The organism is Sphingomonas sp. BRN-1R, from assembly GCF_057748035.1.
The window spans coordinates 3,715,773-3,739,218 of the sequence record NZ_CM173236.1 but is presented as its reverse complement, the minus strand read 5'-3'; the positions used below and the strand labels follow the sequence as shown (position 1 = coordinate 3,739,218).

26 protein-coding genes, 1 tRNA gene and 1 pseudogene are annotated in these 23,446 nt (G+C 64.3%); 22 read left to right on the top strand and 6 right to left on the bottom strand.

Annotated elements, in window-relative coordinates:
- The first annotated feature begins 123 nt into the window (after positions 1–123).
- The 8 genes from AC3ANX_RS17440 (at position 124) to AC3ANX_RS17405 (ending at position 3,377) form a co-directional block, all read left to right on the top strand.
- Positions 124–197, top strand: a tRNA-Gly gene (locus tag AC3ANX_RS17440).
- A gap of 301 nt (positions 198–498) precedes the next feature.
- Positions 499–1,137, top strand: coding sequence for a hypothetical protein (locus AC3ANX_RS17435; protein WP_488334496.1), 639 nt, complete (start codon positions 499–501; stop codon positions 1,135–1,137).
- A 10-nt stretch (positions 1,138–1,147) separates the two neighbouring features.
- The gene (locus AC3ANX_RS17430) at positions 1,148–1,414 is read left to right on the top strand and encodes a hypothetical protein (protein ID WP_488334495.1); all 267 of its coding nucleotides are present in this window, start codon (positions 1,148–1,150) and stop codon (positions 1,412–1,414) included.
- The gene (locus AC3ANX_RS17425) at positions 1,411–1,584 is read left to right on the top strand and encodes a hypothetical protein (protein ID WP_488334494.1); all 174 of its coding nucleotides are present in this window, start codon (positions 1,411–1,413) and stop codon (positions 1,582–1,584) included. The genes AC3ANX_RS17430 and AC3ANX_RS17425 overlap by 4 nt, the downstream gene beginning before the upstream one ends.
- Positions 1,581–1,790 carry a hypothetical protein gene (locus AC3ANX_RS17420; protein ID WP_488334493.1) on the top strand — a complete coding sequence of 70 codons (210 nt, stop codon included), beginning with the start codon at positions 1,581–1,583 and terminating at the stop codon, positions 1,788–1,790. The genes AC3ANX_RS17425 and AC3ANX_RS17420 overlap by 4 nt, the downstream gene beginning before the upstream one ends.
- Complete coding sequence (locus AC3ANX_RS17415; RefSeq protein ID WP_488334492.1) at positions 1,787–2,437, top strand: hypothetical protein; 651 nt, start codon at positions 1,787–1,789, stop codon at positions 2,435–2,437. Before AC3ANX_RS17420 ends, AC3ANX_RS17415 begins: the two co-directional genes overlap by 4 nt.
- 407 nt (positions 2,438–2,844) lie before the next feature.
- Positions 2,845–3,156, top strand: coding sequence for a hypothetical protein (locus AC3ANX_RS17410; RefSeq protein ID WP_488334491.1), 312 nt, complete (start codon positions 2,845–2,847; stop codon positions 3,154–3,156).
- On the top strand, positions 3,156–3,377 hold the full coding sequence (locus tag AC3ANX_RS17405; RefSeq protein ID WP_488334490.1) for a hypothetical protein: 222 nt from the start codon (positions 3,156–3,158) through the stop codon (positions 3,375–3,377). Before AC3ANX_RS17410 ends, AC3ANX_RS17405 begins: the two co-directional genes overlap by 1 nt.
- Before the next feature lie 132 nt (positions 3,378–3,509).
- Here the strand turns inward: AC3ANX_RS17405 and AC3ANX_RS17400 are convergent, their stop codons facing one another.
- Positions 3,510–3,917 carry a hypothetical protein gene (locus AC3ANX_RS17400; RefSeq protein WP_488334489.1) on the bottom strand — a complete coding sequence of 136 codons (408 nt, stop codon included), beginning with the start codon at positions 3,915–3,917 and terminating at the stop codon, positions 3,510–3,512.
- A 295-nt stretch (positions 3,918–4,212) separates the two neighbouring features.
- On the opposite strand from AC3ANX_RS17400, the gene AC3ANX_RS17395 reads away from it, so the two are divergent.
- The 3 genes from AC3ANX_RS17395 to AC3ANX_RS17385 are packed head-to-tail and all read left to right on the top strand — an operon-like array spanning position 4,213 to position 7,607.
- Positions 4,213–5,967: a CgeB family protein gene (locus AC3ANX_RS17395; RefSeq protein WP_488334488.1), complete on the top strand. Its 1,755-nt coding sequence runs from the start codon at positions 4,213–4,215 to the stop codon at positions 5,965–5,967.
- Entirely contained in the window at positions 5,964–6,713 is a 750-nt protein-coding gene (locus AC3ANX_RS17390; RefSeq protein ID WP_488334487.1) for a glycosyltransferase family 2 protein, read from the top strand. The genes AC3ANX_RS17395 and AC3ANX_RS17390 overlap by 4 nt, the downstream gene beginning before the upstream one ends.
- Before the next feature lie 39 nt (positions 6,714–6,752).
- Positions 6,753–7,607, top strand: coding sequence for a hypothetical protein (locus AC3ANX_RS17385; protein WP_488334486.1), 855 nt, complete (start codon positions 6,753–6,755; stop codon positions 7,605–7,607).
- Positions 7,608–7,946: 339 nt separating this feature from the next.
- On the opposite strand, the gene AC3ANX_RS17380 is transcribed toward AC3ANX_RS17385, so the two are convergent.
- Both AC3ANX_RS17380 and AC3ANX_RS17375 read right to left on the bottom strand, forming a co-directional pair.
- A protein-coding gene (locus tag AC3ANX_RS17380) for an IS630 family transposase (RefSeq protein ID WP_488334485.1) occupies positions 7,947–8,893 on the bottom strand; the annotation gives its coding sequence in 2 pieces (ribosomal slippage) (positions 7,947–8,557 and positions 8,557–8,893; 948 coding nt in all).
- Between the two features lie 178 nt (positions 8,894–9,071).
- On the bottom strand, positions 9,072–9,275 hold the full coding sequence (locus AC3ANX_RS17375; RefSeq protein WP_488334484.1) for a hypothetical protein: 204 nt from the start codon (positions 9,273–9,275) through the stop codon (positions 9,072–9,074).
- A 524-nt stretch (positions 9,276–9,799) separates the two neighbouring features.
- Here AC3ANX_RS17375 and AC3ANX_RS17370 point away from each other — a divergent pair.
- The 4 genes and pseudogenes from AC3ANX_RS17370 to AC3ANX_RS17355 all read left to right on the top strand — a co-directional run.
- Positions 9,800–10,396, top strand: a pseudogene (locus tag AC3ANX_RS17370) (ArdC family protein); the annotation flags it as partial.
- A gap of 52 nt (positions 10,397–10,448) precedes the next feature.
- Positions 10,449–11,102 carry a hypothetical protein gene (locus tag AC3ANX_RS17365; RefSeq protein WP_488337026.1) on the top strand — a complete coding sequence of 218 codons (654 nt, stop codon included), beginning with the start codon at positions 10,449–10,451 and terminating at the stop codon, positions 11,100–11,102.
- 129 nt (positions 11,103–11,231) lie between these two features.
- Positions 11,232–12,314 (top strand): P-loop NTPase fold protein, encoded by a 1,083-nt coding sequence (locus tag AC3ANX_RS17360; RefSeq protein ID WP_488334483.1) that lies wholly within the window; start codon positions 11,232–11,234, stop codon positions 12,312–12,314.
- A gap of 83 nt (positions 12,315–12,397) precedes the next feature.
- On the top strand, positions 12,398–14,530 hold the full coding sequence (locus tag AC3ANX_RS17355) for a DUF4238 domain-containing protein (RefSeq protein WP_488334482.1): 2,133 nt from the start codon (positions 12,398–12,400) through the stop codon (positions 14,528–14,530).
- Positions 14,531–15,209: 679 nt separating this feature from the next.
- Here AC3ANX_RS17355 and AC3ANX_RS17350 read toward each other — a convergent pair.
- Complete coding sequence (locus AC3ANX_RS17350) at positions 15,210–15,572, bottom strand: hypothetical protein (protein ID WP_488334481.1); 363 nt, start codon at positions 15,570–15,572, stop codon at positions 15,210–15,212.
- 207 nt (positions 15,573–15,779) lie between these two features.
- Between AC3ANX_RS17350 and AC3ANX_RS17345 the strand changes: the two genes are divergently transcribed.
- The 3 genes from AC3ANX_RS17345 to AC3ANX_RS17335 all read left to right on the top strand — a co-directional run bounded on the left by AC3ANX_RS17345 (position 15,780) and on the right by AC3ANX_RS17335 (position 17,397).
- Positions 15,780–16,259: a DUF4142 domain-containing protein gene (locus AC3ANX_RS17345; RefSeq protein ID WP_488334480.1), complete on the top strand. Its 480-nt coding sequence runs from the start codon at positions 15,780–15,782 to the stop codon at positions 16,257–16,259.
- Between the two features lie 144 nt (positions 16,260–16,403).
- A complete protein-coding gene (locus AC3ANX_RS17340; protein ID WP_488334479.1) occupies positions 16,404–16,844 on the top strand; it encodes a hypothetical protein in 441 nt (146 codons plus the stop codon).
- A 13-nt stretch (positions 16,845–16,857) separates the two neighbouring features.
- The gene (locus AC3ANX_RS17335) at positions 16,858–17,397 is read left to right on the top strand and encodes a hypothetical protein (protein WP_488334478.1); all 540 of its coding nucleotides are present in this window, start codon (positions 16,858–16,860) and stop codon (positions 17,395–17,397) included.
- A 15-nt stretch (positions 17,398–17,412) separates the two neighbouring features.
- Here the strand turns inward: AC3ANX_RS17335 and AC3ANX_RS17330 are convergent, their stop codons facing one another.
- Positions 17,413–17,913: a hemerythrin domain-containing protein gene (locus tag AC3ANX_RS17330; protein ID WP_488334477.1), complete on the bottom strand. Its 501-nt coding sequence runs from the start codon at positions 17,911–17,913 to the stop codon at positions 17,413–17,415.
- Positions 17,914–17,976: 63 nt separating this feature from the next.
- Positions 17,977–18,561, bottom strand: coding sequence for a TetR/AcrR family transcriptional regulator (locus AC3ANX_RS17325; protein ID WP_488334476.1), 585 nt, complete (start codon positions 18,559–18,561; stop codon positions 17,977–17,979).
- Positions 18,562–18,608: 47 nt separating this feature from the next.
- On the opposite strand from AC3ANX_RS17325, the gene AC3ANX_RS17320 reads away from it, so the two are divergent.
- The 4 genes from AC3ANX_RS17320 to AC3ANX_RS17305 all read left to right on the top strand — a co-directional run bounded on the left by AC3ANX_RS17320 (position 18,609) and on the right by AC3ANX_RS17305 (position 23,445).
- Positions 18,609–19,448 (top strand): oxidoreductase, encoded by an 840-nt coding sequence (locus AC3ANX_RS17320; protein WP_488334475.1) that lies wholly within the window; start codon positions 18,609–18,611, stop codon positions 19,446–19,448.
- A 120-nt stretch (positions 19,449–19,568) separates the two neighbouring features.
- Positions 19,569–21,281: a thiamine pyrophosphate-dependent enzyme gene (locus AC3ANX_RS17315; RefSeq protein ID WP_488334474.1), complete on the top strand. Its 1,713-nt coding sequence runs from the start codon at positions 19,569–19,571 to the stop codon at positions 21,279–21,281.
- A 65-nt stretch (positions 21,282–21,346) separates the two neighbouring features.
- Positions 21,347–21,907 (top strand): DNA-3-methyladenine glycosylase I, encoded by a 561-nt coding sequence (locus AC3ANX_RS17310; protein ID WP_488334473.1) that lies wholly within the window; start codon positions 21,347–21,349, stop codon positions 21,905–21,907.
- Positions 21,904–23,445, top strand: coding sequence for a cation:proton antiporter (locus AC3ANX_RS17305; RefSeq protein WP_488334472.1), 1,542 nt, complete (start codon positions 21,904–21,906; stop codon positions 23,443–23,445). Before AC3ANX_RS17310 ends, AC3ANX_RS17305 begins: the two co-directional genes overlap by 4 nt.
- Position 23,446 lies beyond the last annotated feature (1 nt).

Sequence of the window (23,446 nt, the reverse complement as noted above, 5' to 3'; positions counted from 1 at the left end):
CTCGCCTCCCAGGATGCGGACGCGCCGGTGCGGCGCGATCGTTACGGCCGCAACGCGCGAGGGCAGAATTGGTGCCAAACGGCATTGACGCGCCCGCGCCGGCGGGGCAGATGAGGGATGCGTGCGGGTGTAGCTCAATGGTAGAGCAGAAGCTTCCCAAGCTTACGACGAGGGTTCGATTCCCTTCACCCGCTCCATGTTTTGCGCCGTTCGCAGCAGAACAAATGGCGGAAATCCGGGCCTAACGCTCCACTTTTACCGCAGTTTTACCGCGCGCGGAAATCCGCGAGTCGCGCTGCCTACCGCATCGTCTCCCCCACCCCCGCAGGAGCCGAGCGGTGAGCGGGGGTGAGAAGGCCGCATCACCGCGCACGGTTGCTACTCGAAAACGGCATGTATCGGATGGAGGTATTGTCGGAAGCGGAATGTCGATGCTGGCGGCATGTCGAATGTTTCGGAAAGTGACCAGCGCCGCTGGCGTGCCGAGGATATGACGTCGTGACCGCCCCGCTGGAGCTTGGTGGGCGAGAGGCGCGGCGGGTGGGTCTGCTGGGCCGACTGCTGTGCGCGATAGGCCAACATCCGTGCAGGCCGAACAGCGACGACGAAGGCATCTGGGGAGAGTGCATCCGATGCCATCGCCGGTTGGGCTACGTCGATCGCGCCACGCTGCGCAGGTATCTTGAGGCAGAGGCCGCGAAAGAACCTGCTGCCAAAACATACACCAAGGCCGACGCTGAATATCACTCTGGCCTATATTCAGGGTTTGACCGCATGACCCTGAGCCCGAACGAACTGAACGCGCTGGCTGATCGGGTGGAGGCGCTTGCTGGGCCGGATCGCGGCGTTGACCTCGCGATAGCTGAGGTGCTCGATTTGCCGCGCAAGCGCAATGGATCCATCAACATATCCCTCGATGTTACCGCATCGCTCGACGCTGCGATGACGCTGACAACCGGGTTTGAGAAGGGGCAGGGCGACAGCGCCAATCTTACCCGCGAGGCCGTGAGCGCACTAAGCAAGCGCTTCCATCTGCATATCACGTTCTGGCCTGAGCAAGAGTCATACACCGAATGGCTCGCGCGGTACGTTACAGCAGCCGCCCTCCGCGCCCGCGCCGCATCCCTTCTGACGTGAGAGGCGTGAGATGGATGACGCAATTCGGGAGATCGCTGAAGGGCTGACATCTGCCCGCACGGCTATGGTCCTCGCGCTCACGGAAGATGGTAGCTGGGGCAAAGTGCCGAGCCGCAGCGTGGCAAAGCGAGCATGGTTCAACATGATCCTCGGCCTGGTCGACCATAAGCATTGCCCGGAAGATGCAAACGAGTGGGCGCTGAACGACACCGGCCAGCAAGTCCGCGCCTACCTCGCTGACACCGCCCGGCATGGCGATCGGGGGCGGGACGCATGAGCAAGATGGCTGATCGTCTCGCCGAGATGGACCAGAACGATGCCTATGTGTGGTGCTATCGACTGCACCGCAGGATGGCTGCCACACCCCTCCATACCCCGAAACGCAAGCGCCTTGCCGAGCAGCATATCGCAGTCAGCTATGCCGCAGCCACGGAGTACCCACGATGACCGACATCGCGACTTTGGCTGCTGGGTTGAGCAGATACACGCGGCGGGTGCTTGTCGAGTGCGATCCAGAGCGAGTTGAGGCGGATGTCGCCACGCTCTTGGACCTTTGCCTCGACAACTTGGCGGACGTGCGACCCGACAATTCGTTGTTCCTCACCCCGCTCGGCCTCGCCCTGCGCGCCTACCTGGAAGGAGAAGGAAAGTGACTGAAGAACGGAAAGCAGAAAACTGCTCTTTTTACCCTGCATGCTACATCGCTGGCGATTGTTCTTTCGAGGACTGGAGGCACGGCTCTTGCGGGCTTCCGAGAAAGCCTGCGCCTGCACAGGCACCGCTCGTCGACACCTCCCTCGCGGCGCAGATCGAGGCGCTGGCAGCAATCATTGAAGCGTTTTTGATTCGGCACGGCGTTCCACTTGATAAAATGGAAGGAACCCTTGACGACGCGGAGGCCATCGTGGCCGCGCTCGGGAAGGGGGAGAATAGGGCCAGCGTCCGGCGTGAAGACCTGCACTATCTCGTCAAGCTGGCGGATTGGGCGGCTGGTCAAGGGTTCTGCCAGATCGAAGGCATGATCGATCCGGACGAATGGTGCTATGAGCGATGGGGCACGCTGCGCGGCGATGATGACGGCTATTCTGCCGATGCACTGGCCGATGCCGTCTCTTATCCCGCCCCCGACGAGCGCGATAATGAGGTAAAGCGGCTGCGCGAGGCTTTAAGCTTCTATGCGGATGAGGGTAGCTATATTTGCGGCAAAGGTGACGTAACCATCTATGACTACGAAGTTATTGCAGATGGTGGAGAAATCGCCCGCGCCGCCCTCTCGACTGACAAGGGGGCGGGGAAGTGAACAAGGCAGAGATCGAAACTGGCGGCGTTTACATCGGCAAGAGCGGTCGAAAGCGGCGTATAACGGGCACTGGTGGTCTGTCCTATCCGGGCCAGATGGACCACGACACGGTTCGCTACGTTGACGAAAACGCCGGGGTTACCGCTCGTCCGAAATCTATGACACGCGCATCGTTCGCAGCATGGGCTGTCAGGAAGGACCAATGACCAGGCCAGACTAATCGCCCGCCACCGCCTCGCCTCTGTTGTCGCCCTCACCGCCGAGGTGGAGCGGATGCGCGCGGAGACAATCGGGGCGTGTGCGAAGGTAGCCGACGACGAACGGGTTGATGCAGACGCAACCGGGGAAGACGCTGACGCTGCCTACAATATCGCCACCGCCATCCGCGCGCTCGCAGGAGGCGGGGTATGAGACGATACCGCACCCCGACCGCTAAGCCCGGTGAAATCAAGATCGCATACGGGAAGGCCGACCGCTATTCGAGACCCGATCTATGCGTTGCATGGGGTGAGGGCGCCGACATGAAGCCTACAGCGCGGCTGGTTATGAACGCGCTCGATCAGAAGCGCATGGCCTACAAATTTCCCGATAAGGAAATAGAGTTCCGCGCTTCGCTGATCGAGGAACTTGAGGCGCGCGGGTTCGACATCACCACCCTGCGCTTGACGATACAGAAAGCAACCACCCCGCGCCATCTTGGCCCTGATCGGAGGAAGTGATGCAAAATGAGATGGTGGAGCGTGCCAAGGTAGCTGCTCTTGTCGCGCTGGCAGAGCATGGTCAAGCGACTGATTTGCAGGAGGCGTTGGTGCGGGGCGATGGGCGTGGATCGCTCAAGCCCGGCGCACTGGATGCTATGATCAGAGCCGCGATTGCCGCTATGCGCGAGCCGGACAAGCGCATGGCGGGGCTGGCATATCCAAGGCAGATGATTGCTTAGATCATGATTGGGATAGCGGCTCTGATGGCGAGAGCTATAACTCATATGTCAGTCTCAGGTCCGATGCACCCGCAACGATCTTTCGCGCCATGATCGACGCCGCCCTACTGCCCTAACGAAGCCGCAAGGAAGTCACTGCCGCCCGATCTTACCCAGATCGCTGAAGATATTCTCGCTCGGATCGGCGACGAGGATCTCGATCGGCCCTAGGCGATCCATGACCCGTTCCACTATCACGCCGTGCGCGCCGCGCCGCGTCTCCTGGTGCCCGCTCCGCGCAGCGTCGTAGGTCAGTGGCCCAAGCTCGAGGATTGCCGCTCTGATCGTTGCCTCCACGTCCCCTTGTTCGAGCGGCATCGAGTCCGCACCGAAGAACATCGGCTCGTGGAATTTGCTGAGCATCGAAGCGCAGATGAACCGCGCCGCTGCATCGCGCTTCGCGTGATCCCTGCCGGCTAGCGTCTTGTACCAGGAGTTTCCGAGCTGGCCGAGCGCGAACCTGATGTTGAAGTCGATCTCTTTGGTGTCGGTCTGTCTCATCTGTGCGGTGTGGAACGAAAGCGGAACTGTAGGAAAGCGATTCGTTCGTGTATGACCATCAACACAAACCGCGCTGTCGTATCTGGGCCGCCAACGATCCTACGGGGTCGCGAGCAGTCGAGATCCCGACGCCCTTCGCCAGCTTGCGCCCTGACCGCGCCTTCTCAGGCCACCAAAGAGAACTCAGAAATCCAGGTTGTCAGCAATTTAACTTGGCGAAGGGCAAGTACGTTGGCTAGGCTGCTCGGGCAAAGTGCTGGGCAGGGGTGTGGCCCAGAAAACAGAGAGAGCGTTTGTGAGTTTATGGGAACGGGGCCTGCGTTTCGCCGGCAAACGTGCGTCAGGGGTGTTGCGGCGGCGATCACAGATCGGAGATTTCACATCGGAAATCGTCCCGCGGCAACGAAAAGAAGAAAGGCTTATCGACGAGCTTGCCAGCGCTGAAGCGCTTTATCGCGAAGCTTATGCCGCCTTGCTTCTGGAGCGTGTGGAGCGTGCCAAGGCCGGGTGGACCCATAAAGTAGCGATTGAACTTGCGGCAACACCTCAAGGCTGGCAACGCTGGATGCCGTTCTGGATGTGGCAGCGCAAACTGGAAAGGCGATTGGCTCGCAAGGGCATCTTCGACACGAACAGCTATCTGTTTCGTTACCCGGATGTTGTTGCAGAGGGCCTCAGCGGAATTTTTCATTATCTAGCTCACGGCATGGAAGAGCATCGTGATGGCGGTACTGTAGTACTGTCCGCTCCCGTTGCGGAACCTGACCTAGCGGCTATTCCGATGATCCTCGCCAGTGGGCTGTTCGAAGCTGCTTGGTATTCGAATAAGTACGGCGTCACCGGGTCAGCCGAGCAGCTCGTAGAAGACTATCTCAAATCCTCCGTTCATGATCCGTTCCGGCATCCGGGCTTGCTGTTCTCCGGCGCCTTCTATGGTCTCGAACATGCTGAAACCAGGGTCATGAACCCACTGGTGCATTATGTTCGCTACGGAATGCGTGAGGGGCGCCGGGCCTTCCAGTCGACGGCTGCGGACATGTTCATGACGCAGGCGGCCAACGAGAAGATTTACACCTTCCGGGACTTCCTGACCCCCGGCAAGCCGGCGGCGGTCTTGTGCTGGAAGGAGGGCAACTTCTTCTTCACCGATATCGCGCAATACGTGGCGGAGGTGCTGAAAGACGCGGGCATAGATGTCCGCCTCCTTCACGACCATCGCGAGATCGATTTCGAGAACTACGATTTGATCGTGGTGGCTCCGCACGAATATTGCGTCCATGGTCCGGGAACCGTTTTCAAGCCCGAAACCGCTGAGCGCGTCGTTCACGTCAACCTCGAACAATGGCACACCTCGTGGTTCTCGCTCGCGCTGGATAAGATGCTCACTTCGCGTAAGGCGCTGGACATCAATCCGCTGTCGGCACGGGGTCTATCGCGCCTTGGCATCAAGGCCGGTTTTCTGCCGCTGCTGCCGCGCAAGGGCGGCGTGTTCGACTTCGGACGGCAACCGCCTTCATCGCAGCTTACCAGCCTGCGCGCGATCAAACCCCTTATTTACCCGCGCAAGCTACTCGATCGTCCATACGACATATTGTTCGTGGGTTACCTCAATAAGCGCCGCGCTCGTTCCCTTGCCGAGCTTGGTCACGTGCTGTCCGAGTACGAATGCTTCCTGCATGCGCCGCGGTTCACCGGGCCTATCACACCGGACAGTCCCAACATGATCGGCAGCCGTGATCTGGCGCAGATCGCTCAGAATACGAAGCTGTTGCTCAACATCCACCAGGGCGAGAGCCATTACTTCGAGTGGCACCGGATCGTGGTGTCGGGCATTGCGCAAGGCTGCGTGCCGCTGACGGAGCCATGCGTGCAGATCGGCTTGGTCGAACCGGGCAAGCACTACATCGAGGCCACCCTCGAGGAAATGCCTGCAAAGATTGCATGGCTGCTCGATACGCCCCAAGGGCAGCGTGAGATCGAGCGCATCCACGAAAACGGCCGGAAATTGATGGCGGCACTCAGCAATGAAATGGCGGAGCATCTGTCGTGATTACCCACCAAGCGGAAGAACTGTACCGTTTCGGATTGCTGAAACGCCGCGTGTCAGTCGTGATTGCGCTCTATAATTACGCGCGGCACATCGAGGAGACGCTGGACTCCATTGCGGCCCAGACGATGCGGGATGTCGCGATCGTTGTCGTAAACGATTGCAGTACCGACAATTCTGCGGAAGTTGCGGCCAATTGGATGCGCCGCAATCATCATACTCAGATGGGGATGCTCCTCCTCAGCCACGTTGAGAATGGCGGAGCCTCGATCGCTCGAAACACCGGCATCTCGGCAACCGATTCGGAGTTCTGCTTCCTCTTGGATGCGGACAACCTCCTGTACAGGCGCTGCCTTGAGAAGCATGTCGCGGCTGTCGATAGACGCCCCGATGCTGATGCGGCTTACAGTCTGGTCGAGGTGTTCGAAGGGGACCGCGAACTATTCGGAGCCGGCGTCTTCGCGAAGGAGGGGCTGATCCGTGGCAACTTCATCGACCTGATGGCTTTGTATCGCCGGTCGGCATTACGACGACTGGACGGTTTCAGGAAGATTAAACTTGGATGGGAGGATTACGACCTCTGGCTTCGCTTGCTGGAAGCCGGCAGTATCGCCCTTCACATCCCTGAGATCACATCCCGCTATAGGCATCACTATCTTTCTGTCACCCGCACCGAACAAAAGGTCGATAACGTCCTTGAATTGCAAAAGGAAATGACGCGGCTGCATCCGTGGCTAGAGCTATATTGATCGGGTAAAAATCCCACCGTGTTAGCGAAGCATTGTTCTATGCGTATCTGGGTATTTCCCGCCGTGGCGATGGCTGTTGCCCTTTTCGGTAGCTCCTGCGCGAGCGCGCCAACTCATTCCGGTGCCCAACTAACAAAGTGTGCGGCTTCTCCTCACCGGGAGAAGCCGAATTTCTTTCAAGATACTTCGGATTGCGGTTCCGACAAAAGGCATTGGTCCTTGGTTGTTCAGGCGGAAAGCGGGGTACTGGGGCAAAGTTGCATAGGTCCGAGCGATCAGTCGTTCCCGATCAATGGATTAGGCAGTCCGGTAACGCTTACGTGGGGAAAACTCAGCGATCGGCCGGAACGACCCTTGCTCGTGGATCTGAAGGTAAACACGGCCCGCAAGCTCGCTTGCCCAAATCAGTACACGTTCTTCGGCTTCATGAACGACATAGAGCACGGTGGTAAGCCGCTTCCGGGACCATTCGAACTTAGCTCAATCCATGAACTTTCGTACACGCAATCTGCCATAGATGGGGGCGAAGCACGTCTGACGCTTGGAGCTCAGGGGTTCTGGAACGGCAAGGCCCACATACTGGAAATTCTGCCGGCGCGCATTGGTTACAATTCAAATCCCGGCTTTCCACCTGGCGTTATTCAGAAGCTTGCAAACAATCGCTTCGAGTATGTCATCATAGATAGCTCATGGGGACCGAGCGTAACGCCGAACGGAACTATGCAGGATGTGAAAGTCGACTGGGGAGCTTTGTTCAAGAAAGCGATTGGGCTTGGTCTTTTTACTCGGTCGGACGGCGAAAGCGCAACGCAATCGGTTTATGTTGCGATAGAAACTCACAATAAAGCGGTTGCGAATGTTCGGCAGACCGATTTCCGAGTGCCGTCAAAGTGACGCCAGATGCAAAAAGAGCGCCCGAGCCGCGAAGGCTCGAGGGCTCCACTTAATGGGAATAGGCCGGGATCAGGGCGTGCAGTACCCCGGCGAGACCGCCAGCTTCATATCCACCGCCCACTGACACACGCGCCGGTTCTGCGCCGAGCCCGTGCGGCCCCAGATCAGCACCTTGTCGTGCTACGCCGCCTCGGCCTTCGCACCTGCATCGCCGGGCTGTAGAGCCTCGACCGGATACTCCGGCTCTGCCTGCTGGCGGAGGTCAGCAACCGGCGGCAGTAGCGGCTGCACTACGACCCTGTTGGCGCAGGATGACGCACCCCCTAGAGCGGTTTTCGATCAGTCTGCATCGTAGCCGCAGGCGGCGAAGTAGTTGGCACATTCCTGGGGCGAGTAGAGATCGAGGATGCGACCGATGGCGTTCCATAGGCCATGGACGGTCCGCTCGGCCGCTTTTCGCAGGTGCGCCTTCAGCTTGGAGAAGGCCTGCTCGATCGGGTTGAAGTCTGGGCTGTAGGGCGGGAGGAAGAGGAGCGTTGCGCCAACGCTTTCGATGGCGGCTCGCACGGCCGGCGCCTTGTGGCTCGACAGGTTGTCCATCACGACCACGTCACCGCGGCCGAGTTCCGGCACGAGCACGCGCGTGACGTAGGTGAGGAACGCATCGGCGTTCATTGGTCCGTCGAGCACCCAGGGTGCTACCATGCCCGTGCGGCGCAGGCCGGCGACGAAGGTCGTGGTCTTCCAATGTCCGAAGGGGGTGCCGGCGCGCAAGCGCTGGCCCCGCCGGCAGCGACCATGGCGCCGCGCCATGTTGGTAGACGCCCAGGTCTCGTCGATGAAGACCAGCTTGTCGGGGTCGAGATCGAGCTGGCCCTCGAACCACTCCTCGCGACGCTTCAGGACGTCGGGACGATCTTGCTCCGTCGCGTGGCCGGTCTTTTTTTGCGCGTGATCCCGTGGCGGGCGAAGAAGCGCCAGAGCGTGGCGATGCTGACGCTCACGCCACGCTCGGCCAGCATCCCACGAAGCTCTGCCAGCGTCGGATCCGGCTGCTGCTCGATCGCCTCCAGAATGAAGGCGGCATGGTCCTCAATCTTGGGACTTCGGCGATCACCGCCCTGCGGCTTGGCCGCCGGCGTGCCATGAGCGAGCACCAGCTGTCGCCAGCGGATCGCGCTTGCCGCGCTGACGCCGAACCGCTCTGCCGCCTGCCGGCAAGACACCCCGCTTTCGACAGCAGCGATGACACGATCCCGAAGATCACGCGATAACGCTCGGCCCATCCATCCCGGCCTCCTTCGCCAGCACGGATCGTGAATCAGAAAACGGGTGCCGTGTGAATCCCCAACGATTCAGCCCCGACGAAAACCGCTCTAGCGCGGCGAGCATCATCAGCGTTCGAGGTGTTCTGAACGGCATCGGTGATTTCCTGTTCCTGTTTCGAGATCCGCACCGTGTCCGTCACGCGCGCGTCTGAGGCGTTGCTGTCGGCCGCGATGACGTGGGTCTGTAGCTGGATCGTCTCCTGATCGGCTGCGTGGCGCGCGCTGGCCCCGCCTGAGCAGAGGCGAGCGCGAGGAGGGCTGCGACCAGCAGGACTGCGGCAACGCCGATGACGATCCAGCGGTTGGCGCGGGTGAAGGCGAGGATGGCGGCGATGGTCACGGCTTCACCTCCGTCACGGTAACAGGATCGCTTGGCGTGCCGGTTGGCGCAGATTCCATGTTACGAGCTTCGATGGTGTCTCTATGCACACGATGAGCGCGCCGGCAGGGTCGAATTCGCATGTGCTGAATTCGACACCCCTGTTGCTGTTGCTGTTGCTGTTGCTGTTGCTGTTGGTGATGGGGCGTGCGCCCCGCGCTGCGCACGGCCGGGCTCTACTCCGCTTTTCGCTCCACCGAGCCGCAGGTCTGCGTCTCGTCGGCTGACGCCGTGACGATCCTGACGCATTGGCCGGGCAGTGCCCGACCCGGCGGACAGCCGCGCCATGCGCGGCTGGCGTTCGCGCTACCGCGCGTCGGTTTGGCGGGGTGGGCGTCGCTACCCTCTAGTCCCGCCGCGGCGGGTCGCAAGCCGGCAATGCCGGCTCCTTCATTGCATTACGGCCCTTCGGGTGCAGCCCGCCGCTCCAGCGGGACTGCCGGTTCGCTCCTGCCGCCCACCCCGCCACTCCGGCGCCGGTTGCGGTGATCAGGAGTGAGGATCATGACGAGGACATCGCGACCAAACCAGCCGGCACGCTCTACGCCGAGGTTACCGAGCGGATCATCGCCGAACTGGAGGCAGGGCGACTGCCATGGGTACAGCCCTGGGACGGATCGAAGCTGGAGAGCGGCTTGCCGCGCAACGCCGGCTCTGGACGGCGGTACTCAGGCATCAACGTGCTGGTCCTGTAAGCGACCGTGTTCGAACGCGGGTTCAGCGGGCAGGGGTGGCTGACCTACAAACAGGCGCAGGCGCTTGGCGGCAACGTGCGCAAGGGCGAGAGTGGCACCACGATCTGTTACGCGGATCGCTTCACCCCCAAGCACGCTGAGGACGCGCCGATCACCCAGACGAGCGACGAGCACCGTCGGCAGGTCGCGTTCCTCAAGCGCTTCACCGTCTTCAATGTCGATCAATGCGAAGGGCTGCCGAACACGCTGTCGGTGGGCGGTGGGGCATTCCTTGGCGAGCGCGAGACGATCGCATGCGCGGAAAACCTGATGGCGGCCACGGGTGCACAGATTGGCATCGGTGGTGACAAGGCGTTCTACATGCCCTCCGCAGATCGCATCCAGCTGTCGCCCCAGCAGAGCTTCTATAGCCGAGTCAACTTCTACCGCACGGCGCTGCATGCTTCTCGTGAAGGAGGTAGCCGCGCGTGTCGGGCGCGAGGCCAGCGCGTTGACTCTGGCGAAGATGAAGCTCGAGGAGAGCGAGGCCGAGATCGTGTCGGCCCGCAAGGCCGTGACCGACGCCAAGGCAGAGGCCGAGGGGGTCGGCGGCATCGTCGATGCCATGCTCGACACGTTCAGCGACATGCTCAGCGCGACGGACGCGGGCGACGATGAGGACGACGACAAGAAGAAAGGTGGGTCAGGGGAGACGAAGTCCGATTCCGCGATCGACGCCGTGCGCCAGGCGCTCTTGGTTGATTCTGGCCAGCCCGGCGCCGAACTCGCGAAGAAATACGCCGAGGCAGCTTCGCCGACGCGGCAGCTCCTGGTCTTCGCCGGGACGTGGGTCAGGAGCCAGTCGAGCGTCCGGAGACTGTCCATCGCGTTCAATGGATTGGCCGTCTGCATCGCGGTAGGCATCGTGGTGGCGATCTACGCGACGCCGTTGCTTGGGAGGCTCGCGCCGTATCTGGCCTGGTTGCCCGGCGCCCTGCTGACGATGGCCTCGCTTGGCTACGCGATGCTAACCGGGTGCTTCCGCTCCTGCGGGGAGCCGCGCTGTTCCGAAAGAAATACGAGGATGCCCGGACGAAGAGCATGGCTGCCTTGAACGCGGCCAGGAAGCAGCTGCAGGAAAGCGAGCGGAACAAGAGCGAGGCGAAGGAGCAGATCGATCGCGGCACGCCGATACTCGAGCGCTACGGGCAGGCGGCGGACGGCGCGTCGCCTCCGCCGGCGAATGCTCGAATACCTTCTGCGCGATCCGGCGGACGTCACGGAACTGCGTGGGCGACTGGGCACGCTCGGAACGGTCAGACGCTGCTTCTGGCAACTCAACCATATCATCCAGCAGATGAGGCGGTCGGGAGAGGGAGGCGGGATAGAGCGCATCGTGATCTACATCGACGACCTCGACCGGTGCAGCGAACAGCAGGTGGTCCAGGTTCTCGAAGCGATCCATCTCATGCTAGCGTTTCCCTGCTTCGTGGTCGTGGCGGCGGTGGACGTGCGGTGGCTCGAATCCGCGCTCAGGTCGCAGCATCAGGCCATGGCGAACGAGGACGCGGCAATCGCGCCGGCGGACTATCTGGAGAAAATATTCCAGATACCGTTCTGGGTCCGAACGCTGTCACCGGGCGTGACGGACCGATCGCCATATGTCGACTACGTTCGGTCGCTGCTGCGCCTCGACGATGAGCGGCCCGAGGAGGAGGAAGACGACGAGGAGTTCGAACCGGTCCCGCTGGACGACCGGCACGGCGCCTTTCCGAGGCTTGAGCCCCATCGCCCGTCCGAAGCCGAACTGGAGACGGCTGCGGGCCGTCAGCTCAAGCTCACCGTCGAGGAGGCTCAACTGATCGAGGTGATGCAACCGATCGCGTCGCGGTCGCCGCGCGCCGTGAAGCGCATGGTGAACATCTACAGGCTGATCCGCGTCTCGGTCGCGGAGCACCTCCTCGACGACTACCTCAGGGCGGGCAGGGAAACTGCGCCGTATTGGGCGCTCATTCTCGTGTTAGCATGGGAGACGGGTCTCAGGACATCCGAGATGTCGATCTTGGCGCGGGGCATTCGATCGATCGACGCGACGGACGTGACCGAGCTCGGCGGCTGGGCGCAGGACGTCTTTGACGAAGAAATATTGGAGGAAAACAGTTCGGCGACGGCGGAGGTGCTGGAGCTCATCCGTTCGCCCGCGGGCGATGCTTTACGGCTGGCCCTGTTCATCCTGTCCAGCCGCGACATCTCCGTGGAGCAGGACGGCCTTCTGCGCGCACTAGACCTCGTCAGCCGATACTCGTTCCGTCTCGACAGGATCTGAAGTCCGGAGACATTCAGTGCCCGGATGTCACTGGCGACTGATGGATTGAACGATGCGTCCAACGTAGATCGAGAGATTCGCGCGTGCTGCGACGTGCTGCCGGCGCCCTGCGACCCCATATTGGCGTGATCAGCGAGGGATTACCGATGGCGGGAAAGCGTCAGCACTACGTTCCAAGGTTTCTGCAGCGCGGCTTCCTGTCCGAGTCAAACGGCTCAGGCGACGGCGCAGAACGCACGTGGCTTCATCGGCAGGGCTCGCCCGCACGCCTGGTCGGCATCGCCGACGTCGGCGTGGAGGACTGGTTCTACTCCCGCAAGGGCGCTCCCGGCGAGGTCACGCTGGACGATGCCATCACCGAGTTCGAGAAGAGCTTCAGCCGAGGCGTGAAGGAGCTGCGCCTCTCCGATCCGGGAACCGTGATCGACCCGGAGCACGCCGCGCGGACGGTCACCCACCTCGTCATGCGGACGGCGCATCTGCGAAAGACCCTTTCGAGCGGCGTGACAAGCCTTTTCCAGGAGATCGAGAGCCTGTTTACGGACCCGGCGCGCCTTGCGAGGATGCTCGGGTTCTCCGGGCCGGCGCTGGCGTCGTCGGTCACGGAGGCGATCCGGGATTCTGCGCAGAAGCTGGTGCCGGCCGGCATCCCGGCGGCGTTCAGCGAGCGGCTCCTGACGTTCGTGTTGCGCGAGCGCGGCGATGAGTTCGCCGCGCACGTCGCGGCCGTGCTGTCGCCGCTGCTGCCGGGGCTGTTCGGCGGGCTGGGCACGATGGTGCGTGACAGCCACAACGACATGGTCGCGAAGCCGCTCGATGACCATGGCTGGGTGGGTATACTCTCGCGCTTCACCTGGACGGTTGAAGCTGGAGCGGACCTCATCCTGCCGGACGGGGTCGCCCTGTCCCGGGCCGGCGATGGCAGGCTGGAAACGCTTCTGTTCACCGGGGGAGCCGACGCGACGCTGGTCCTGCTCCCGCTATCGACCGACCGAATGCTCGTGGGGCGCCTCGATTCCAGCGAACCGGTCGATCTCTCGACGTTCGGCGTCGAGGCCGCGGCGGCCTGCCAGGGCTTCTTCATCAGCGCGCGTTCGCGAGTTGAGGACGGCGTCGCGGCGACGATCGGAAGCGGCCCGGCGAAGGCGATGGCCGAAGGGATCGCCGAGGCGGTGGCGGATGCGGAGAAGGCGCGATCGCTGGCGCCACGCGAGTTCGCGCCCGCGGTGCCGCGCCAGTTCGAGTGGGAGCGGTTCTCATACCGGGTGACGCTGCACGACTTCGGCGACGACGTCCTCGCAAAGGAATACACCGACGTCCTCCAGGCGGTGGTCGGCGCCCTGTCCCACGACATTCCGCTGCAGGATCTGGACGGCGTCACGATCGCCGCCGACTACCCGGACGCTCTTTCCAAGCTCGACCGCGGCGACCCAGACCTCCCGCCGGTCGCAAGCGGTGCCCTCGCATACGGCGCCGGCGTCGCGATGCCTGTGACCGTGCTGCGCGACGGAAAGCGCAAAAGACATCTCGTGATTGACGCAGGCGTCGCGGAGGGTTGGATTTCCGACGACCCGGACGCGAGGGCGACGAGCCTTCATCTGCTGGTCTCGATGCTCTCGGGCATAGCCAACAGCTCGCGGTTCGGCGAGGACACCACCTTCAAGCCTGACGAAATGGGCCGCGAGCTGCATCTCGCGGTGGCGCGAGCGCCGTCGATCTACTGGAGCGCGAAGCAGGCGGCGTTCGTATCGCCGGCGCAAGGCGCGGCATACGCCGACCTGGTGATCGACAGCTTCGAGCACGCGAAGGCCGAGATCGCCCTCGCCCGGTCGAGAATGACCGACCCGAGCGACGTCAACGACACCTTCCTAGCGGGGCTCGAAACGGTGGCCGCGGTGCTGGGCCACGCGGCCGACTGGGTCGGCCATCGGGACGGCCTGGCCGAGGGGCAGCCGTTCGAGGGCGACGATCTGCCCAAGCGGCTCGCGGTCTACGGTCTGGGCAGCTGGATCACGCTGTTCGGTCGCGACCTGGCGGCCTGCTACACGGAGGAGGGCGCGCTCGACCTGAACGTCGTGACGACGCTCAGCAGGCACGTGGAGCGCCTCTTCCGGAGCCTCGGCCTGTTCTGCTGGCCGGAGGGCGGCGGCGTCCGGTGCAGCGTCGCCGAGCAGGGGTCTGTGCTTGGCGGCCTCCCGTCGGCGATGGACATCTGAACGCACTTTTGGCGTGGAGACTTCAGCCACAATCGATTTGAACTATCTTTTCAAGCTCCACGCGTGGCCCGCCTGAATAGATGATCGCAAAATGCCATCGCCGATAACGCTTAATAACGCCATGTCCAACACTCCATGATTCCTCGCTCGTCAAAGCCAGGGGGAGTTCAACATGGGTCAATTTCCCGTAAATTTAGGCCTCCCCCGGGTCATTGCTGAGCGGCAATCATCAGGTGCATGTCCAGTTTCGACAGAAGCTGCCCTTGGCCGACGCTGAATGGAATGGCAGCAAAGTCCCAAGCCTTGCCATTCCAGCGGGACCGCGGGATCATCGGGAACCGACCAGCCGGGGGGGGGCTGAGCCGGGAAGCGAGACAAGGACTCGGAGCGTTTCTACAAAACATCGCCGCTGACTGTCAGGTGAGCGGACTGTGCCCAACGCGGGGTTGCGACGGACCAGAAGCGATATAACGTTTCCGGAAATTGCCTACGGTGCATCCAACAATTATACGTAGCTCCAGCTAGAAGTTTCGTTTCCGCGTTAGTGCTCCAAACCCGATTTACGTGAAGGGAGTGGGCCACCGTATGGGGCCACTATTTTTGCTGCAGTGCGGCAATTTCATGCTTTTCAGCACGTTAATTGCGGTTTTTGATTCCCTTCACCCGCTCCATCTCCCGGCTATTTCTCGCGCTGTTCCGCGCCGGTCAGCGGATAGCCGTCGCCGTTTGCCGCGTCGCTGTCGAAATCCTCGCCTTCGTTGCCGCCGCCGGCGCCCGCGCCGCTGCCGTGGACCGCACCCGTCTTGTAGTCGAACGATGCGCGCTTGCCGTTGTCGGGCGGGATCGCCGCGTCCACGCCCGGTGTCGCGGTGCCGCCGCCGGTCGCGTTGGCGTGGAGCGCGTGCGGGATGGCATGATCCTGGCTGTCATATTCCTGCCCCGAATAGCCGGGGCCATTGCCGATCTTGCCGTCCTGCACGTCGACCTCCGGGTTGACGATGGTCGCGTCGGCGGGCGGGTTGGGGATGGTGTCTTTGGGCATGGCGATCTCCTTGCCGCTTCAACGCCGATCGCGGCCACCCGGCACCACGCCGCGCGCCCGAACGGCAGATTTCCGCGTCGGCCGATCGTTTCCTGATCTGCATCAGGCAAACAGTTCCTTTTCGGCCGGAACCGCAGGGCTCGCCCGAACGCTTCGCCGTGCGACACAAGACCGGTATTCGACCGGTCGTACCCGAAGGAGCCGGACATGCTGAAATCCCTTGCCGCGATCGCGATGATCGCCACGCCTGCCGCCGTGATGGCCGCCGCGCCGATGTCGAGCACGGCCTATGTCGCCAAGGCGGGCGCGAGCGACTCGTTCGAGATCCAGTCCGCGCAGTTGATGATGGATTCGCGCAACGCCAAGATCCACGATTTCGCGAACATGATGGTGCAGGACCACACGCAGAGCACCGCCGACGTCAAGGCAGCCGCGACCGAGGCGCGCCTCACGGTCGCACCGCCGAAGCTGACCGCAAAGCAGACCAGCGATCTCGCCGGCCTCCGCAAGGCGCAGGGCAGCGCGCGCGACCAGCTTTACCTCAAGCAGCAGAAGATGGCGCATCAGCAGGCGCTGGCGTTGCAACAGGGCTATGCCGCCAACGGCCGCGCCGCGCCGCTGAAGGCCGTTGCCGCCAAGATCGTGCCGGTCGTGAAGCACCATATCGAGATGCTCGCAGCGATGTGACCGCACGTTCCTGATCTGCGAACGCCGGTGCGGGCCGTCTTCCTCGAAGGCGGCCCGTCGTGCATAGCGGGCCAGCCCGAACGCGGCCGGAGCGGAAGTCGCGGCTGGTGCGTTGTGCGATGCAGCAATGACAAAGGACGCGACATGCCCTCCACTGCCGAGAATGCGATGACGCTCTGGACCTGGCCGCTCGCCACCGCGCGCTGGGGCGGCGATCTGATGGAGATGATGCTGGGCGCGCAACGCGTCGTCGCCGCGCGTGTGCCGACCATCTTGTCGGCGATGCAGAACCCGCTGGCGGCCGATCACGTCGAATTGAAGCGCATGGTGAGCGAAAAGGTCGGCGCGTTCAGCGAAGCCGGACGCTCGGTCAGCGCCGCCGGGGACGCGGTGCAGCGTGCGACCGACGCCAACACAACTGCGTTCGGCCGGATGGCGGGCGGCAAGCCGCTGTGGCCGCTGGACTGGCTGCGGCTCGCCGAGAGCAATCTCGCGGCGATGGCGGCGATCGCCGCGCTGCCGACCGACACGCTCGCGCCGCTCCAGAGCGGTGTGAAGGCCAACGACAAGCGGCTGCGGCGCTGAACGGGCGCACGACGTGGCGCGCAAGCAGACGCTGAAGGTCTATCGCACGCCGATCGGCTTTCACGACGCTTATGTCGCCGCGCCGAGCCAGAAGGCGGCGCTGGAAGCGTGGGGCAGCGACGCGAACCTGTTCGCGCGCGGCATTGCCGAGCAGGTCGACGATCCGGCATTGACCGCGGAGCCGCTTGCGCAGCCGGGCGTCGTCATCCGCCGCTCGCGCGGTACGACCGCCGAGCAGATCGCCGCGCTGCCAAAGGACCGCCCGCGCGCCAAAACGGCGCGGGCGGACGCGCCCGAACCCGACGCGAAACCCAAGCCCAAACCGCAGCCGAAACCGTCGCGCGCCGATCTCGACGCCGCCGAACAGGCGCTGTCGGATGCGGAGGAGCGCCAGCGCGCCATTATGGACGACATCGCGCACCGGGAGCGCGATCTGGCCCGCGAACGTACGCAGGCCGAACGCGCCGCCGCGCGCGACCGCGACCGGCTCCAGGCGGAGATCGACGCGGCGCGCGACGCGTACGACGCGGCAATGCGCGACTGGCGGGGCTGACCCCGCCAGCGCGGATCAACCCAGCTTTACGGTTTCGAAGGTGCGCGCCTCGGGCGTCGGCAGCTTCTTCTTATATTCGGCGACCAGTTCTTCCTTGCGCGCGGCAAGCTGCTCGCCGAGCGCATCGAGATCGAGGTCGGTACGCCGCGCCTGCGCGAACAGGCCCTTGAGGAACGCTTCCTCCTCATGGACATGGTGCTTGATCTGTTCGGCCAGCACGGTCACCTTCGCGTCGTAATACGCGTCACTCGGCTTCCCGTTCTCGATCTCGGCGATCAGCACCTTGGCGCCGTCATGCTCGACATAGCTTTCGTCGAGCAGATCGCCTTCGACCTTGCCCTTGCACGCCGGATAGAAGATCTCCTCCTCGATCTGGGTGTGGACGGTCAGTTCGAGGCAGATCTGTTCCGCGAGCTTGCGCTTGGCGGCAGCGCCCTTGGCGCTTTCATATTCGGAGAACAGGTCCTCGACCTTGCGGTGGTCGGCCTTGAGTAAGCTGATTGCGTCCTGCGCCATGCGTCGTCTCCAGTTCGGGTGCGTTGCGGCATTAACGTGCCGTTCGCACCGGACGTTCCCCGCTCAGGCGCGCGGTGCCGCATAGCCCCCCAGCAGCGCCGCCGCTGCCGTGTGCGCGTGAGCGGCAAGCGCGGCGTCGTCGATCTCGCCCGCAGTCCAGAACGACAGCGCGCCGCGAAAGACGAGTGCGAGGCTGTCGGGCAGCGTGGCGAGCGCATTGGCGCGCAACCCCGCGCCGTCGCCAAGCGCTGCCGCCCAGAACGCGCGCGAGCGGGCGAACACCGTGCCGGCGACTGCGCCGGGCGCGCCGAGCGACGCCATCACCGCGCGGTTGACCGCCGGGTTCGCGACCATCACGCCGACCGCGATCGCCACCGCATGCAGCGTGCGCACCGCCGCATCGCCACCGCGCGCATCGGCAGCGAGCAGCGCGTGCATGCGGTCGATCCGCCGGTCCGACAGCGCATGCATGATGCCGGTCTTGCCTGCGAACAGGTTGAACGGCGTCGCGAAGCTGACGTGCGCCTCGGCGGCAAGGTCGCGCATCGAGAAGTCCGCGTCGCCGGTAGAGAGCAGGCGCTCGGCGGCGTCGAGGATTTTGTGGCGGGCGGCGTCGCCGCGCACCTGGACAGGCTTGTCGTTCGGCATCAACATTCTATATCACGATATAGATACAACGCAACTGGAGACATGGCATGTCCGCCACCAAGACCTTTCTCATCACCGGCGTCAGCTCGGGACTCGGTCGCGCCTTTGCGAGGGGTGCACTCGGCGCCGGGCATTGCGTCGTCGGCACGGTGCGGCGCGCGGGCGATGCCGATGCGTTCCGGGCGCTCGCGCCCGATCGCGCGGTGCCGCTGTTGCTCGACGTGACCGATTACGACGCGATCCCGCAGGCGATCACCACCGCCGAGGCCGAGGCAGGCCCGATCGACGTGCTCGTCAACAATGCCGGCTATGGCCATGAGGGCGTGCTGGAGGAATCCTCGCGCGACGATCTCGAACGCCAGTTCGCCGCCAACGTGTTCGCGCCGGTGGCGATGATCCAGGCGGTGCTGCCCGGTATGCGCGCACGGCGGCGCGGGCATATCGTCAACGTCACCTCGATGGGCGGGTTCATCACCATGCCGGGGATCGCGTTCTACTGCGGCAGCAAGTTCGCGTTGGAGGGGATATCCGAAGCGCTCGGCAAGGAGGTGGCGGGGTTCGGCATCCACGTCACCGCGCTCGCGCCGGGACAGTTCCGCACCGATTGGGCGGGACGCTCGATGGCGCGCACCCCGCGCAGCATCGCCGATTACGATGCGGTGATGGACCCGATCCGCGCCGCGCGCGAGGCCAAGAGCGGCAATCAGCCCGGCGATCCCGCCAAGGCGGCTGATGCGCTGCTCGCGATCGTCGACGCCGAACGTCCTCCGGCACGATTGTTCCTTGGTGCAGATGCGCTTGGGCTGGTCGACCAGAAGCTCGCCGCGATGAAGTCCGAGATCGCGGAATGGGAACCGCTGTCGCGTTCGACGAGCTTCGTGGAGTGAAGCGCGGCAGCGCGATTGCATCGCCGGCACGCGTTATCGTCATACGCGCAACCCGTGCGGGGGAGCGTCTGCGCGGCTCGTGGGTTGGAGGCGCATCCACGAAATCAGGAGCCGCTCCTCATGGCGAACACGGTCGCGCAGGTCATCATCGAAACGCTCGAGCAGGCGGGCGTGCGCCGCTGTTACGGCGTGCCGGGCGATACGCTCAACCACGTCACCGATGCGATCCGCACCTCGGGCATCCGCTGGGTGCATGTGCGGCACGAGGAGGCGGGCGGCTTCGCGGCGGGGGCGGACGCGCTGCTGACCGGGGAACTCGCCGCCTGCGCGGGCTCATGTGGGCCGGGCAGCCTGCACTTCATCAACGGCCTGTTCGAATCGCACCGCAACCGCGCGCCGGTGGTGCTGATCGCCAGCCAGATCGTGCGCGACGAACTCGGTTTCGATTTCCCGCAGGAGGTCGATTTCAAGCAGGTGTACGCGGCGTGCAGCGTTTATTGCGAGGAGATCCGCACCCCCGAACAGGCGCGCCGCAAGACCGCGATGGCAGCGCAGGCCGCATTGTCGAAGAAGGGCGTCGCGGTGCTGATCGTGCCCGCCGACGTGTCGTCCTCGGCAGCACCCAACGAACCGGCCTTCGCCGTCCACCGCGCGCAGCCGCGCGTGATCCCGTCCGAAGACGAACTCGCGCGCATCGCCGGGCTGCTCAATGCGGGCGAGAAGGTGGCGATCTATGGCGGCTCGGGCTGCCACGATGCGCATGATCAGGTGGTGCGGCTCGCCGATCGGCTGAAAGCGCCGGTCGCGCATACCTCGCGTGCGAAGGACTTCCTCGAACACGACAATCCGTTCGTGGTCGGCATGACCGGGGTGTTCGGGTCGGAGAGCGGCTATCACGCGCTGATGGACTGCGACACGCTGCTGCTGCTCGGTTGCGATTTCGCATGGCGGCAATTCTATCCGTCCAAGGCGAAGATCATCCAGATCGACATCGACGGATCGCATCTCGGCCGCCGCCATCCGGTGGATCTCGGCGCGGTCGGCGGGGTGCGCGAGACGCTCGACGCGCTGCTGCCGCTGATCGAGGCGCGCGAGGAGCGTGGCTTCCTCGACGAATGTCTCAAGCACCGCGAGAAGGCGCTGGAGGGTGAGCGCAAGCACGCCGTTGCGGAGAGCGGCAAGGCGATCCACCCGCAATATCTCACCGAGACGATCGGCCGCCACGCCTCGCCGGACGCGGTGTTCACCGCCGACGGCGGTTCGCCGATGGTGTGGCTGCTCCGCCATGTGCCCGCCACCGGGCGCAACCGCACGGTGATCTCGTTGACGCACGGCACGATGGCGAACGCGATGCCGCAGGCGCTCGGCGCGAAGGCGGCCTATCCGGAGCGGCAGGTGATCTCGCTGTCGGGCGACGGGGGCATCGCCATGCTGATCGGCGATCTGATGACGGCGGTGCAGGAAGAGCTGCCGATCAAGGTGTGCATCTACAACAACAGCTCATTGGGCTTCGTCGAGCTGGAACAGAAGGTCGAAGGGCTGCTCGATGCCTATACCGATCTCAAGAACCCCGACTTCTCGCGCGTAGGGGAGGCGATGGGCTTCTGGAGCCGGCGGGTCGAGGCGGCAGCCGATCTGGATGCGGCCGTGCAACAATGGCTGGAGGAACCCGGCCCGGCGTTGCTCGACGTGGTGACGGACCGTTACGAACTGGTCACGCCGCCGAAGATCGAGGCCAAGCAGGTGTTCGGCACCGCGCTCTATTCGGCCAAGGCGGTGTTTGCCGGGCGCGGGGGCGAGGCATTCCAGCTGATGAAGGGCGCGGTCACCTGAACGTCACCGCTTGCTTTGCGCCGCGCGATCCGCGCATCCTCGACCGACCGGCGAGAGGGCAGGCGATGGGCGACAGGGCGCGATGCGGCTGGTGCGGCGATGATCCGCTGATGATCGCCTATCACGACACCGAATGGGGCGTGCCGCTGCACGACTCGCGCGCGCTGTGGGAGGCGCTGGTGCTCGATGGTTTTCAGGCCGGGCTGTCGTGGCGCACCATCCTCCACAAGCGCGACGCGTTCCGCGCCGCATTTGCCCGGTTCGACCCGGCGGCGGTGGCGCGGTTCGATGAGGGCGATATCGCGCGGCTGATGGCCGATGCCGGCATCGTGCGCAGTCGCGCCAAGATCGTCGCGGCGATCGGTGCGGCGCGGATTTACCTCGACATGGCGGCGCGGGGCGAGGATTTTGCGGCCTTCGTCTGGGGCATCGCCAGCGGTGCCCCGGTGATCGGCACGCGCGAGACGCAGACGGCGAAGTCCGAAGCAATGTCGAAGGCGCTTAAAGGACGAGGCTTCAAGTTCGTCGGGCCGGTGATCGTCCATGCGTGGATGCAGGCAGTCGGCATGGTCAACGATCATGCGCCCGACTGCTTCCGCCGCGCCGAAGTCCGCGCGCTGGCATGAGCTTCTTCGAAAGCCTGATCGCGCTGCTCGCCGCCGCGATCCTGCTGTTGCAGGTGACGCGGCGGATGCGGCTGCCCTATCCGGGCATTCTTGCCGGGGCAGGCTGCGTGGTGGCGGCGCTGCCCGGCGCGCCCAACATCCCGATCGACCCGGGCACCGCGCTCGCGTTGTTCATCGCGCCGGTGCTGATCGATTCGGCCTATGATTTCCCGTTGCGCGCGGCGTGGCGGCTGATGGTGCCGCTGATCGTGTTCGCGGTGGGCGCGGTGCTGCTCACCACCGGCGTGGTGGTGGCGATCGGCTGGGGCGCCTTCGGGTTGCCGCTCGCGGTCGCGGTCACGCTCGGCGCGATCGTGTCGCCGCCCGACGCCGCCGCGACCACCGCCGTGATCGCCAACCTTTCCGTGCCGCGCCGCGTCGATGCCTTGCTCAAGGGTGAAAGCCTGTTCAACGACGCGACCACCCTGCTGCTGTTCAGCGCCGCGCTCGCGGTGCAGGCGCGCGGCGGGATCGACGCGGGCACCGCGCTGCGGCTGACGCTGGCGGTGCCGGGCGGGATCGTGTTCGGCATCGGCTACGGCATGCTCGTGTCGCGGATGACCTCGCTCACCAACGCGACCGTCGGCGGCACGTTGCTCCAGTTCGTCCACGCCTTCGCGACATGGCTGATCGCCGAGCGGCTCCACCTCTCGCCGGTGCTCGCCACCGTCGCCAGCGCGATGACGATCGCGGCGGGCGCGAGCGTGCGCGATTCGCCGCGGATGCGCGTCCATTCCTACGCGGTGTGGACGACGGTGGTGTTCCTGCTCAACGTGCTGGCGTTCCTGCTGATGGGCTTGCAGGCGCGCAGCATCGTCGGCGGCATGTCCGCGCCCGAACTGTACCGCGCGATCGGCTTTGCGGGCGCGGTGGTGCTGGGCGTGATCGTCACACGGCTTGCGCTCGCCTTCCTGTATCGTGGGTTCGCGGTGTGGCGCCACGCGCATTCCGGCGGGCCGGAGCCGGTGTCACGCGGGGAGACGTTGCTGATCGGCTGGGCGGGGATGCGCGGGCTCGTCACGCTTGCCACCGCCTTCGCGCTGCCGGCGGACTTCCCCGCGCGTAACCTCGTGGTGCTGACCGCGTTCGCCGTGGTGCTGGCGACGCTGGTGCTGCAAGGCGCGACGCTCGCGCCGATGATCCGCCTGCTCCGCCTCGAACGGCGCGAGGATGCCGAGCGCGAGCGTGATGCCGCGCAGCTCGCCCTGGTCGAAGCGGCGCTGGCGCGGCTGGAGGGTGAGCCGGGCGATGCCGCCGCCGCGATCCGCCAGGCCTATAGCGAACATCGCAACCGCTTGCAGGATCGCGTGCATGAGGCGCCGCTCGCACACCGGCGCGGTCTGTCGTTGGCGGCGGTGCTGGCCGCGCGCAAGCGGCTCGATGCGCTGCGCGACGCGGATGAGATAGGTCCCGACCAATATCTCGAGTTGCAGGAAGACCTCGACTGGCGGCAACTCGCCACCATCGCCGACGAGGACCGCCGCCTCGACGAGAACTGAA

Coding starts and splice junctions, on each gene's coding strand:
- AC3ANX_RS17430 (WP_488334495.1), top strand. CDS start 1,148: ATGGATGACGCAATTCGGGAGATCGCTGAAGGGCTGACATCTGCCCGC.
- AC3ANX_RS17425 (WP_488334494.1), top strand. CDS start 1,411: ATGAGCAAGATGGCTGATCGTCTCGCCGAGATGGACCAGAACGATGCC.
- AC3ANX_RS17420 (WP_488334493.1), top strand. CDS start 1,581: ATGACCGACATCGCGACTTTGGCTGCTGGGTTGAGCAGATACACGCGG.
- AC3ANX_RS17410 (WP_488334491.1), top strand. CDS start 2,845: ATGAGACGATACCGCACCCCGACCGCTAAGCCCGGTGAAATCAAGATC.
- AC3ANX_RS17405 (WP_488334490.1), top strand. CDS start 3,156: ATGCAAAATGAGATGGTGGAGCGTGCCAAGGTAGCTGCTCTTGTCGCG.
- AC3ANX_RS17400 (WP_488334489.1), bottom strand. CDS start 3,917: ATGAGACAGACCGACACCAAAGAGATCGACTTCAACATCAGGTTCGCG.
- AC3ANX_RS17385 (WP_488334486.1), top strand. CDS start 6,753: ATGCGTATCTGGGTATTTCCCGCCGTGGCGATGGCTGTTGCCCTTTTC.
- AC3ANX_RS17365 (WP_488337026.1), top strand. CDS start 10,449: ATGCTTCTCGTGAAGGAGGTAGCCGCGCGTGTCGGGCGCGAGGCCAGC.
- AC3ANX_RS17360 (WP_488334483.1), top strand. CDS start 11,232: ATGCTCGAATACCTTCTGCGCGATCCGGCGGACGTCACGGAACTGCGT.
- AC3ANX_RS17350 (WP_488334481.1), bottom strand. CDS start 15,572: ATGCCCAAAGACACCATCCCCAACCCGCCCGCCGACGCGACCATCGTC.
- AC3ANX_RS17345 (WP_488334480.1), top strand. CDS start 15,780: ATGCTGAAATCCCTTGCCGCGATCGCGATGATCGCCACGCCTGCCGCC.
- AC3ANX_RS17340 (WP_488334479.1), top strand. CDS start 16,404: ATGCCCTCCACTGCCGAGAATGCGATGACGCTCTGGACCTGGCCGCTC.
- AC3ANX_RS17330 (WP_488334477.1), bottom strand. CDS start 17,913: ATGGCGCAGGACGCAATCAGCTTACTCAAGGCCGACCACCGCAAGGTC.
- AC3ANX_RS17325 (WP_488334476.1), bottom strand. CDS start 18,561: ATGCCGAACGACAAGCCTGTCCAGGTGCGCGGCGACGCCGCCCGCCAC.
- AC3ANX_RS17320 (WP_488334475.1), top strand. CDS start 18,609: ATGTCCGCCACCAAGACCTTTCTCATCACCGGCGTCAGCTCGGGACTC.
- AC3ANX_RS17315 (WP_488334474.1), top strand. CDS start 19,569: ATGGCGAACACGGTCGCGCAGGTCATCATCGAAACGCTCGAGCAGGCG.
- AC3ANX_RS17310 (WP_488334473.1), top strand. CDS start 21,347: ATGGGCGACAGGGCGCGATGCGGCTGGTGCGGCGATGATCCGCTGATG.
- AC3ANX_RS17305 (WP_488334472.1), top strand. CDS start 21,904: ATGAGCTTCTTCGAAAGCCTGATCGCGCTGCTCGCCGCCGCGATCCTG.